Raw genomic sequence first — 12359 nt, forward strand, 5'->3', positions numbered from 1 at the left:
TTGCTGCCCGAGGAGGGACACGGCCTGATGAGGAAGCCGAGCGTGACCGCTGCGACAGGCGGGCCGGACGGAGCGGCGGCGGCCGGCGATGTCGCGGCGATTGTCGCCGGCACGCATGGCGATCCTTTCGCGGTTCTCGGCGTCCATGAGGTCGGCAAGGCTCTTTTTGCGCGCTGCTTTGTTCCGCACGCCGAATTCGTTACCGCCTACACGCTGGACGGCAATGTCGCGGGTAAACTGTCCAGACGTGATGATGGCGGGTTTTTCGAAGGCAGGCTTTCCATCCGCAAGCGTCAGCCGCTGCGCTATCACGCCAGGAACGCCGGCGGCGACTGGTGGCTGACCGACCCCTATTCCTTCGGTCCGGTGCTTGGGCCGATGGACGACTACTACATTGCCGAAGGTTCGCATCTTCGGTTGTTCGACAAGCTCGGGGCGCATGTGCTTGAGCACGAGGGTGCCTCGGGCGTGCATTTCGCCGTATGGGCCCCTAATGCGAGGCGCGTTTCGGTGGTCGGCGATTTCAATCAATGGGATGGTCGCCGGCATTCCATGCGCGACCGCCGTGATACCGGGATCTGGGAAGTCTTCATTCCAGACATCGGCGCCGGCCATCCCTACAAATACGAGATCATCGGCCCCAATGGCGTCAGGCTGCCATTGAAAGCCGATCCGTTCGCCTTCAAGTCGGAATTACGCCCGGCGACGGCCTCCGTCGTCGCCATGCCGCCGGCGCATGAATGGGGCGACGAGGCGCACCGCACTTACTGGCGCAACGCCGATCCCCGGCGCGAAGCCATCTCGATCTACGAGGTCCATGCCGGCTCCTGGCAGCTTCGCGACGACGGAACCTTCCTGTCCTGGGACGAACTGGCCGACAGGTTGATTCCCTACGTCGTCGAAACCGGCTTCACCCATATCGAGTTCATGCCGATCTCCGAACATCCCTACGATCCATCCTGGGGCTATCAGACGACCGGTCTCTACGCGCCGTCGGCCCGCTTCGGCGATCCTGAAGGCTTTGCCCGTTTCGTCGACGGCGCTCATCGAGCAGGGCTCGGTGTGATTCTCGACTGGGTGCCCGCACATTTCCCGGTCGACGAGCACGGCCTGGCGCATTTCGATGGCACGGCGCTCTATGAGCATGCCGATCCGCGCCAAGGTTTCCATCCGGACTGGAACACGGCGATCTACAATTTCGGGCGCCGCGAGGTGGTCTCGTTCCTGGTCAACAATGCGCTGTTCTGGGCTGAAAAATATCATGTCGACGGTCTGCGCGTCGATGCCGTCGCCTCGATGCTCTACCTCGACTATTCGCGCAAGGCCGGGGAATGGGTTCCCAATGAAAAAGGCGGCCGGGAAAACCTCGAGGCGGTCAGCTTCCTGCGGAAGATGAACAAGGAGGTCTATGGCCATCATCCGGGTGTCATCACCATAGCCGAGGAATCGACATCATGGCCGAAGGTCTCGGCACCGGTGCATGAAGGCGGGCTGGGGTTCGGCTTCAAGTGGAACATGGGGTTCATGCACGACACGCTGGAATATTTCGCCAGGGAGCCGATCTACCGCAAGCACCACCACAATGACCTCACCTTCGGCTTGGTCTATGCCTATTCGGAAAACTTCGTCCTGCCGCTTTCCCATGACGAAGTCGTGCACGGCAAGGGAACGTTGCTCACCAAGATGGCAGGGGACGACTGGCAGAAATTCGCGACCCTGCGCGCCTACTACGCCTTCATGTGGGGGTATCCCGGCAAAAAGCTGTTGTTCATGGGGCAGGAGTTCGCGCAGCGGCGCGAATGGAGCGAGGCACGCGCGCTCGACTGGAACCTGGTCGATGCGCCGCAGCATCGAGGTGTCTGGCAAACGGTGCGCGACCTCAACTATCTCTACCGCTCGCGTCCGGCCCTGCATGGGCGAGACTGCGAGCCGGAAGGGTTCTCCTGGCTGATCGCCGATGACAGCCAGAATTCGGTTTTCGCCTGGTTGCGCAACGCGCCAGGCGGCAGTCCGGTGGCGGTCATCTCCAATTTCACGCCGGTGCCGCGCGACGACTATCGCGTGCCTTTGCCGAAGGCGGGAAAGTGGCGCGAGATAATGAATACCGACGGTGCCGACTATGGCGGTTCCGGCAAGGGCAATGGCGGGATGGTCGAAGCGGTCGAGCACGGCGGCGGCGTCTCTGCCACAATGCTTTTGCCGCCGCTGGCGACGATCATGCTTGAACTTGTCGCCGACTGAGCCATTTCGGAAATGATGATTTTGGGAGGGTGAGATGGCCGAAACGAAACGATCACAGCCGCTGGCGCGCGATGCCATGGCCTATGTCCTGGCCGGCGGCCGCGGCAGCCGCCTCAGGGAACTGACCGACCGCCGCGCCAAGCCTGCCGTCTATTTCGGCGGCAAGACGCGCATTATCGACTTCGCCCTTTCCAACGCGCTGAACTCCGGCATCCGCCGTCTTGGGGTCGCCACGCAATACAAGGCGCATTCGCTTATCCGCCATCTGCAGCGTGGCTGGAACTTCCTGCGTCCGGAGCGAAATGAGAGCTTCGACATCCTGCCGGCCAGCCAGCGCGTGTCGGAGACCCAATGGTACGAGGGAACGGCCGACGCCGTCTACCAGAACATCGACATCATCGAGGCCTATGGCCCGGAATACATGGTGATCCTCGCCGGCGACCACATCTACAAGATGGACTACGAAATGATGCTTCGCCAGCATGTCGACGCCAATGCCGACGTCACGGTCGGGTGTCTCGAAGTGCCGCGCATGGAAGCAACCGGCTTCGGCGTCATGCATGTCGACGACAAGGACAACATCATTTCCTTCATCGAAAAGCCGGCCGATCCGCCCGGCATTCCCGGCCAGCCTGAACTTGCGCTGGCATCGATGGGTATCTACGTCTTCAAGACGACGTTCCTGATGGACCAGTTGCGCCGTGACGCCGCCGAACCGGGGTCGAGCCGCGACTTCGGCAAGGACATCATCCCCTACATCGTCGAGCATGGGAAAGCGGTGGCTCATCGCTTCGCCAAATCCTGCGTCCGCTCGACCGCCGAAAACGAAGCCTACTGGCGCGATGTGGGAACCGTCGACGCCTATTGGGAAGCCAATATCGACCTGACCGATATCACTCCTGAACTCGATCTCTACGACCGGGACTGGCCCATCTGGACTTATGCCGAGTTGAAGCCGCCGGCAAAATTCGTCCATGACGAGGATGGCCGCCGCGGGTCGGCCGTGTCGTCGCTGGTCTCGGGCGACTGCATCGTGTCCGGGGCATCGTTGAAAAGAAGCCTGATTTTCACCGGCGCGCGCATCAATTCCTATTCGACGCTGGAAGAAGTCGTCATGCTGCCCGACGTTCACGTCGGCCGGAACGCAAAATTGAAGCGCGTCGTCATCGACCACGGCGTAAGGATACCGGAAGGTCTGGTTGTGGGCGAAGACCCGGTCCTCGACGCCAAGCGCTTCCGGCTTTCCGAAAAGGGCATCTGCCTGGTCACCCAGGACATGATCGACAAGCTAGGTCTCTGACGCATGCAGGTTCTGTCGGTTACGCCCGAAATCTTCCCGCTGATCAAGACTGGCGGGCTTGCCGACGTAACCGGCGCGCTGCCCATCGCTCTTGCCGCCAAGGGCGTCATCATGCGCACGCTCATTCCCGGCTTTCCAAGCGTGATGGCTGCGATCAAGAAAAAGAAACCCGTCCTGCAATATCCGCTTCTGCAAGGCGGCAAGGCGTCGGTGCAGGCGGTGCGCCTTGCGGGGCTGGACCTGTTCGTCCTCGACGCGCCGCATCTGTATGATCGTCCCGGCGGCCCTTACGGCAATCCGTCGGGAGCGGACTGGCCGGACAATTGGCGGCGCTTCGCGGCGCTGAGCCAGGTCGGCGGCGATATCGCCGGCGGCGCAATCGCACGCTACCAGCCCGACATCGTCCACGCCCATGATTGGCAGTCGGCCATGACGCTCGCCTATATGCGTTACGGCCGGGCAGTCGCCGTGCCGTCGATGATGACAGTGCACAACCTCGCATTCCAGGGTCAGTTCGGAGCTGGCATCTTTGGCGAGCTTGAACTGCCAGCCGCGGCGATGGCGCTTGACGGCGTCGAATATTACGGCGGAGTCGGCTTCCTCAAGGCCGGGCTGCAGGCGGCTTGGGCAATAACCACCGTGAGCCCGACCTACGCGCAGGAAATTCGCTCGCCCGAATTCGGCATGGGTCTCGACGGCCTCATCAACATGCGCTCCAACGATCTTCACGGCATCGTCAACGGCATCGATACCGACATCTGGAACCCGGAAACCGACAAGCATCTGGTGTCGGGCTTTACGGCCGCGACCCTGGAAGCGCGCGCGCCCAACAGGGCGGCGGTCGAGGAGCGCTTCAATCTCGATCGGGACGAAAGCCCCATCGTCTGCGTCGTCAGCCGCCTGACCTGGCAGAAAGGCATGGACATTCTTGCGACTGTCGTCGACGGCATCGTCGGGTCCGGCGTGCGCCTTGCCGTTTTGGGGGCAGGCGATGCGGGTCTCGAAGGTTCGCTGCTCGCCGCTGCGGCGCGCCATCGCGGCCGCATCGGCGTCGTCGTCGGCTATGACGAGGGGCTCTCGCACATCATGCAGGGTGGATGCGATGCGATCGTCATTCCGTCGCGCTTCGAGCCCTGTGGGCTGACACAGCTTTACGGCCTGCGCTATGGCTGCGTCCCTGTGGTCGCCCGCACCGGTGGCCTCGCCGATACGGTCATTGATGCCAATGAAGCCGCGCTCTCGGCCGGCGTCGCCACCGGCTTCCACTTCGCGCCCAACAATGCCGGCGCCTTGCTGCATGCGATGCGCCGTCTGGTCGATGCTTATAATGCTCCTACGGTTTGGCAGGCCCTGCAGCGCCAGGGCATGAGGGCCGAGGTGTCGTGGGACAAAAGCGCAGAGAAATACATTGAACTTTATCGTTCGCTGCTTTCGAGAAGGGTTTCCTGAAGCATGATCCGGACCGTCCCCACCAAACCCTATTCCGATCAGAAACCTGGCACGTCGGGCCTGCGCAAGAAGGTGCCGGTGTTCCAGCAGGAGCACTATGCCGAGAACTTCATCCAGTCGATCTTCGATGCGCTCGAGGGATTCGAGGGCAAGACGCTGGTGATCGGCGGCGACGGGCGCTTTTACAACCGCGAGGTCATCCAGAAGGCCATCGCCATGGCGGCGGCCAATGGCTTCGGCAAGGTGATGGTCGGACAGGGCGGCATCCTGTCGACGCCGGCGGCTTCTCACGTCATCCGCAAATATCAGACCTTCGGCGGCATTATCCTGTCGGCCAGCCACAATCCGGGCGGCCCGCACGAGGATTTCGGCATCAAGTACAATGCCGGCAATGGCGGCCCCGCCCCTGAAAAGCTGACCGACGCGATCTTCGAAAAGACCAAGACGATCTCCAGCTTCAAGACGGCCGATGTCGATCCGATCGACATCGACAGGATCGGCAAGGTCGAGGCCGCTGGCATGACGGTCGAGATCATCGACCCGGTCGCCGACTATGCCGAACTGATGGAAAGCCTGTTCGACTTCGACGCGCTGCGCAAACTGTTCAAGTCGGGCTTCCGCATGCGCTTCGACGCGATGCATGCGGTGACGGGCCCCTACGCCAAGGAGATCCTTGAGAACCGCCTAGGCGCGCAGGACGGCACTTGTCGCAATTTCAAACCGCTGCCGGACTTCGGTGGCCATCATCCCGACCCGAACCTTGTCCATGCAAAGCACCTCTATGATGAGATGATGGGTGCGGATGCGCCTGACTTTGGTGCTGCTTCCGACGGCGACGGCGACCGCAATTTGATCATCGGCAAGGGCATCTTCGTCACCCCGTCGGACTCGGTCGCCATGCTGGCCGCCAATGCCCGCCTTGCGCCGGGCTACAAGGACGGCTTGAAGGGTATCGCCCGCTCGATGCCGACAAGCGGTGCCGCCGACCGCGTGGCCGAAAAACTTGGCATCGGACTGTATGAAACGCCGACTGGCTGGAAGTTCTTCGGCAATCTCCTCGATGCCGGCATGGCGACGATCTGCGGCGAGGAAAGCGCCGGCACCGGTTCCAACCATGTGCGCGAAAAGGATGGCCTGTGGGCCGTGCTGTTGTGGCTCAACATCCTCGCCGCGCGGGGCGAAAGCTGCAAGCAGATCGTGACCGAGCATTGGGCGACTTACGGGCGCAATTATTACTCGCGCCACGACTATGAGGAGGTCGAAAGCGGCCGCGCCAACGCGTTGATCGACGAGCTCCGCGCCAAGCTCGGTTCGCTGCCCGGCACCAGCGTGCGCGGCATGACCGTCGCCAGCGCCGATGACTTCGCCTATCACGATCCGGTCGACGGATCGACCAGCGAGCATCAGGGCATCAGGGTGTTGTTCGAAGGCGGCTCTCGCGTTGTCTTCCGGCTTTCGGGCACCGGCACGTCTGGCGCGACGTTGCGCGTCTATATCGAGCGCTACGAGCCCGACAGGTCGAAGCATGATCTCGACACGCAGGTCGCGCTTGCCGACCTGATCGCCGCCGCCGATGATATCGCCGCGATCCATCGCAACACCGGCCGTCCCAAGCCGAGCGTGATTACTTGAGGGTGACGCTGGGTTTCCGTAGCTCACAAAGAGCGCCGTCTGAAACAATCGCTGCTCTATGGCGCTGTATCCCCCTCTGGCCGGCAGGTCAGAGGGGGGTGCGTCGCGCTAGCTTGGACAATAATCTCAAGTGACCAAACTCGGCGCTACCGTCATCCCAGAAGGCACCCGCTTCGCTGCCTGGTCCTCGTCGGCCCGACGCCTCTGGGTCTCGATCTTCGACGAGCAGGGAGCGCGCGAACTCGATCGGTTGGAACTACAGCCCGAAGGCAATGGGGTCCATGCGCTCTTCGCCTCCGGCCTTGGAACCGGGACCCGCTATGGATTTCGCGCCGATGGCGACTACGCGCCGGAGCGGGGCCAGTGGTTCGATCCCGACAAGCTGCTCACCGATCCCTATGCCATTAAGATCGACCGCCCCTACCACTACCACTGGCAATTGACTGCCAAACGGAGCGAGGGGGCTGACACCGCGCCGCTGATGCCCAAGGCAATCGTGGTCGGGCTGCCGGAGCCTGTGCCGTCTCTGGCGCCCGTCTTCCGGCCAGGAGGCCTGATCTACGAGCTCAACGTCCGCGCTTTCACCAAGCTGCATCCGGACATTCCGGAAGCGCAGCGCGGGACGATCGCGGCGCTCGCCCATCCCGCTATCATCGAGCACCTGGTGAAGCTTGGTGTTTCCGCGGTCGAACTGATGCCGGTGACGGCGTCGATCGACGAGCGGCATTTGCCGCCACTCGGACTGCGCAATGCCTGGGGCTACAATCCGGTGACGTTCATGGCGCTCGATCCGCGCCTGGCGCCAGGGGGCATCGCCGAATTGCGGGACACGGTAGAGGCGCTGCGCAAGGCCGGCATCGGCACCATCCTCGACCTCGTCTTCAACCATACCGGCGAAAGCGATTGGCTCGGGCCAACGCTGTCGCTGCGCGGCCTCGATAATCAGGTCTATTACAGCCATCGGCCCGACGGCGCGCTGGCCAATGACACCGGTACCGGCAACACGGTTGCCTGCGACCATCCGGTCGTCGCGGAAATGGTCCTCGACACGCTTCGTCATTTTGTCAGTCACGCCGGCGTCGATGGCTTCCGCTTCGATCTAGCCCCGATACTGGGGCGGGTCGATGGGATATTCAAAGCGGACGCGCCATTGTTGAGGGCAATGCGCGAGGATGCGCTGCTGGCCGACCGCGTGCTGATCGCCGAGCCTTGGGACATCGGCCATGACGGTTATCAGCTGGGCAATTTTCAGCCGCCCTTCCTCGAATGGAACGACAAATACCGCGACGATGTCAGGCGGTTCTGGCGTGGCGATGCGGGCATGGTCGGTGCTTTGGCGACACGGCTTGCCGGCTCGTCCGATGTCTTTGGCAGGTCAGGGCAACATGCCAGCCGCACGGTCAATTTCATTGCTGCCCATGACGGCATGACGTTGGCCGATATCTTGCGTTATGAGCACAAGCACAATGAGGCCAATGGCGAGCACAATCGCGACGGCCATGATGAAAACCTGTCATGGAACAACGGCATCGAGGGCGCTACCGATGATCCTACCATCGCGTCGGCTCGCCTGCGAGACCAGCACGCGCTGCTGGCCACGCTGTTCGCCTCGCGCGGTACCATCATGCTGACGGCCGGGGACGAGTTCGGCCGTACCCAGCAAGGCAACAACAACGGCTATGCGCAGGACAATGACGTCACTTGGCTCGATTGGGGCGGGCGCGACCAGGTGCTGGAGCAGCACACCGCGCTTCTCGCCGCGATGCGCCGCAAGGTGCCGGCCCTGTCGCAAACGAGCTTCCTGACCGGCCGGCCACCGGCTGGTTCTGACGTGCCGGATGTGGCCTGGTTCACAGAAACAGGTGCTCCGCTCGGCGAGCAGGACTGGCAGGATCCGCGGCGGCACCGACTTGTCATGGTCATGGACGCCCAGGCACGGGGAGAGCGCTTTGCCGTCCTCATCAATGGCGATCGCCGTGCCTGCATGTTCACGCTGCCCCAGCGCGATGGCTTTTCCTGGGAACCAGCCATAGATGCCGGTCAGAACATCTCGCGGCCGGTTCCGGGACGCAAAGTCACATTCATGATCGAGCGAAACGTCGCGCACGTCAGCTGAAAGGAGAACCCGCCATGGCGGCAAGTGAGAATACGCCGTGGTGGCGCGGTTGCGTCATTTACCAAATCTACCCGCGCTCCTTTCAGGACACGACAGGCGACGGCAGCGGCGACCTGCGCGGCGTAACGTCGAGGCTGGCGCATGTCGCCTCGCTTGGGGTCGATGCCATCTGGCTATCGCCCTTCTTCAAGTCGCCGATGGCCGACATGGGTTACGACGTATCGGATTATCGCGCGGTCGACCCGATGTTCGGCACTTTGCAGGACTTCGATGAGATGGTCGCCGAGGCACACCGGCTCGGTCTGAAGGTCATCATCGATCAGGTGCTGTCACATACATCCGAAAGCCATAACTGGTTCTTCGAAAGCCGGGCCAGCCGGACCAACCCCAAGTCGGACTGGTATGTCTGGGCCGATGCCAAACCCGATGGCAACGCCCCCAACAACTGGCTCTCCGTGTTCGGCGGACCGGCATGGGAATGGGATTCGACCCGCAAGCAATACTATCTGCATAATTTCCTTGCCTCGCAGCCCGACCTGAATTTCCACAATCTGGAGGTGCAGGACGCGCTGCTGGACACGGTCCGCTTCTGGCTGGACCGTGGCGTCGACGGCTTCCGGCTGGATACGGTCAATTACTACGTCCACGACCGATGGCTGCGCAGCAACCCGCCTTTGGCATCGAGCGTTGCCGGCACCAATACCGAGGCCAGCACATACCTTTACCAGGAACATCTGTTTGACAAGACACAGCCGGAAAACCTGGACTTCCTCAAGCGCTTCCGCGCCATGCTCGATGAATATGACGATCGGGCCGCCGTTGGAGAGATCGGCGACGAAGGCCGCTCGCTGCAAACTTTGGCCGCCTACACAACGGGCGGCGACAAGCTGCATATGTGCTACACCTTCGATCTGCTTGGGCCGCAGTTTTCCGCTTCGCATGTGCGCGACTGCGTCGAGGCTTTCGAAACCTCCGTGGCCGATGGCTGGGTCTGCTGGGCGTTCTCCAATCACGACGTGGTGCGCCATGTCAGTCGCTGGACAACGCCGGGCGGCGATCCGGACGTGGTCGCAAGGTTCTCGATCCTGCTGTTGTGTTGCCTGCGCGGATCTATCTGCCTTTACGAGGGCGAGGAGCTGGGCCTTGAGGAGGCCGTACTGAATTATGAGGATCTGCGCGACCCAGTTGGCATCCGCTTCTGGCCGGGCCTCAAGGGGAGGGACGGTTGCCGCACGCCGATGGTCTGGCAGGCGGGCGCCCAAAATGCAGGCTTTTCGACGGGCAAGCCCTGGCTGCCGGTGCCTACGAGCCATGCAATCCGTGCCGTCGATGTCCAGAATGCCGACACCGCCTCGATTCTCGCATTCTATCGTGACGCTCTAGCTATGCGCAGGGAACATGAGGCGTTGGCGACGGGCTCGCTCCGCCTGCTCGATGCGGAGGGCGACGTGCTTGCCTTTGTGCGTGTCGGCGGCGGCGAAAACTTGCTCTGTGTCTTCAATTTTGGCACTTCGGCCGCCGATTGGCGGCTGCCCGACGACATCCGCTCGCTCACCAAGCTCCATGGCGAGGCCGATATCGTCGGTCAGACCACCCTCTCGCTGCAGGCGCTGGCCTGCTTCCTTGGACGGTTCGACTGACAGAGGATTTAGCGCCAAATACACAGGGTACGACGTCTGCACTAATCGGCGAACAGCCGAAATGCCTCACATTGCCTGACGCCACCCCGGCACATCACGGAGAAGGCCTTACTTTGGGTGACTCAGAGAGTGTGTTGAAATAAAAATTCTCCACGTTAGTGTTTGGGCACCAGCCGCGGGAAGGGAACCGACGGCGCGCTCGAAGGACCAGACATTGGATCCAGGGCGTCAACACTCAAGGCGCGCCGGTGGCCGCGCCGACAGGGAGAACTTCATGCTGAAAAACATGCTGAAGGCGACGGTGTTCGCCACGACCATGACTTTAGCTTCCGGCGCATTCAGTGCGCCTGCCTTCGCCGAGACAGTTTACAACAGAGGCACCGCCGCAGAGTCGGAATCGGTGGACCCACACAAGACCTCGACGGTCTATGAAGCCAACGTCTTGCGTGACTTGTTCCAGGGCCTTGTCATGCAGGATGAGAAGGCGAACCTCATTCCAGGTGCGGCCGAAAGCTGGACGGTTTCCGACGACGGCACGGTCTATACGTTCAAGCTGCGCAAGGACGGCGTCTGGTCGGATGGCAGCCCGGTGACGGCGGACGACTTCGTCTACTCCTTTCGTCGCCTTGAGGATCCGGCGACCGGCGCCGAATACGCTTCCATGCTCTATCCCATCAAGAATGCCGAGGAAGTGAACACCAAGAAGGGCAAGCCGGAGGACATGGGCGTCAAAGCGATCGACGCCGGAACGCTGGAAGTGACGCTCAAGGCGCCGACGCCCTATTTCCTCGAAATGCTGACGCATCAAGCGTCCTATCCGGTCAGCAAGGCGTCCATCGAGAAGCTCGGCGCCGACTGGATCAAGCCGGGCAACCTCGTCTCGAATGGCGCCTACACGTTGGCAGAATGGGTTCCCAACGACCATATGAAGCTGGTCAAGAATCCGAAATTCTGGGAAGCCGGGACGGTCAAGTTCGACGTCGTCAACTACATCCCGACCGAAGACCGCTCCTCGGCAATGAAGCGCTTCGAGGCAGGCGAACTGGACAGCTATGACGACCTTCCGACAGAACAGCTCGCTGACCTGAAAACCAAATTCGGCGATCAGATACGCGTCGGGCCTCAGCTCGGCACCTACTACTATGCCATCAAGACCGACAAGGCACCCTGGGACAATCCCGAACTGCGCAACGCCATTTCGATGGCGATCGATCGCGACTTCCTGGCGGAGAAGGTCTGGCAGAACGCCATGCTGCCCGGCTACTCGATGGTGCCACCCGGCATCGAGGGCTATACGCCGGCGATGGCCAAGTTTGCCGACATGTCTCAGATCGACCGCGAGGACGCGGCCAAGAAGGTTCTCGAGAAGCTCGGCTACACTCCCGAGAAGCCTCTGAAGATGGAAATCCGCTACAACACCTCGGAAAATCACAAGAATACGGCGGTCGCCATCCAGGAACAATTGAAGCCGCTTGGCGTCGACGTCACGCTCCTCAATACCGACACCAAGACCCACTATTCCTTTCTGGAGCAGAAGGGCGATTATGATTTGGCGCGCGCCGCGTGGATCGCCGACTACAAGGATCCAGAAACCTTCCTCGGCATCTCGCGCAAGGCGAGCGGCAACAATTATTCGAACTACGACAGCCCGAAATACGAGGAGGCCATGAATAAGGCCGCCGCCTCAGGCGGAAAGCCGGAAGAGCGTATGAAGGATTTGTCCGCTGCCGAACGGGTCCTCATCGACGAGGTCGGCCAGATCCCGCTCCTCTATTACAGCTACCACGACATCGTCTCTTCGAAGCTGCACGGCTTCACCGACAATGTGATGGACGTCCATCCGTCTCGCTTCATTTCCAAGGACTGATCCTTGGCCGGACCGCAGCTCACTCGAGTGCGTGGCGGTCTGGTTTGCCGACGCATCGGCCCGGAAGCGATATCGATTTTCCGAAAGCCGGCGCGAGCATCTGAAGGCTGGATC

Annotated in this window: 7 protein-coding genes; all 7 read left to right on the plus strand. The window is 61.7% G+C overall.

Features of this window, described 5'->3' with window-relative positions; all coding sequences use genetic code 11:
- Window positions 1-27 precede the first annotated feature (27 nt).
- The 7 genes from glgB to LB513_RS03325 all read left to right on the plus strand — a co-directional run bounded on the left by glgB (window position 28) and on the right by LB513_RS03325 (window position 12245).
- Window positions 28-2241, plus strand: a complete 2214-nt coding sequence (gene glgB / locus LB513_RS03295) for a 1,4-alpha-glucan branching protein GlgB (protein WP_224662036.1) — start codon at window positions 28-30, stop codon at window positions 2239-2241.
- A gap of 34 nt (window positions 2242-2275) precedes the next feature.
- Window positions 2276-3541, plus strand: coding sequence for a glucose-1-phosphate adenylyltransferase (gene glgC / locus LB513_RS03300; RefSeq protein ID WP_224662037.1), 1266 nt, complete (start codon window positions 2276-2278; stop codon window positions 3539-3541).
- A gap of 3 nt (window positions 3542-3544) precedes the next feature.
- Window positions 3545-4990 (plus strand): glycogen synthase GlgA, encoded by a 1446-nt coding sequence (gene glgA / locus LB513_RS03305; RefSeq protein ID WP_224662038.1) that lies wholly within the window; start codon window positions 3545-3547, stop codon window positions 4988-4990.
- Window positions 4991-4993: 3 nt separating this feature from the next.
- Complete coding sequence (locus LB513_RS03310; RefSeq protein ID WP_224662039.1) at window positions 4994-6622, plus strand: alpha-D-glucose phosphate-specific phosphoglucomutase; 1629 nt, start codon at window positions 4994-4996, stop codon at window positions 6620-6622.
- 130 nt (window positions 6623-6752) lie between these two features.
- Window positions 6753-8738 carry a glycogen debranching protein GlgX gene (gene glgX / locus LB513_RS03315; RefSeq protein WP_224662040.1) on the plus strand — a complete coding sequence of 662 codons (1986 nt, stop codon included), beginning with the start codon at window positions 6753-6755 and terminating at the stop codon, window positions 8736-8738.
- Window positions 8739-8752: 14 nt separating this feature from the next.
- Window positions 8753-10378, plus strand: a complete 1626-nt coding sequence (locus LB513_RS03320; RefSeq protein ID WP_224662041.1) for an alpha-glucosidase family protein — start codon at window positions 8753-8755, stop codon at window positions 10376-10378.
- Between the two features lie 274 nt (window positions 10379-10652).
- Window positions 10653-12245, plus strand: a complete 1593-nt coding sequence (locus LB513_RS03325) for a peptide ABC transporter substrate-binding protein (protein WP_224662042.1) — start codon at window positions 10653-10655, stop codon at window positions 12243-12245.
- Window positions 12246-12359: the final 114 nt, after the last annotated feature.

Origin of the sequence: Mesorhizobium sp. ES1-1, assembly GCF_020164785.1 — a bacterium.
GTDB lineage: Bacteria > Pseudomonadota > Alphaproteobacteria > Rhizobiales > Rhizobiaceae > Mesorhizobium.

Coding starts and splice junctions, on each gene's coding strand:
- glgA (WP_224662038.1), top strand. CDS start 3,545: ATGCAGGTTCTGTCGGTTACGCCCGAAATCTTCCCGCTGATCAAGACT.
- LB513_RS03310 (WP_224662039.1), top strand. CDS start 4,994: ATGATCCGGACCGTCCCCACCAAACCCTATTCCGATCAGAAACCTGGC.
- LB513_RS03320 (WP_224662041.1), top strand. CDS start 8,753: ATGGCGGCAAGTGAGAATACGCCGTGGTGGCGCGGTTGCGTCATTTAC.
- glgB (WP_224662036.1), top strand. CDS start 28: ATGAGGAAGCCGAGCGTGACCGCTGCGACAGGCGGGCCGGACGGAGCG.
- glgC (WP_224662037.1), top strand. CDS start 2,276: ATGGCCGAAACGAAACGATCACAGCCGCTGGCGCGCGATGCCATGGCC.
- LB513_RS03325 (WP_224662042.1), top strand. CDS start 10,653: ATGCTGAAAAACATGCTGAAGGCGACGGTGTTCGCCACGACCATGACT.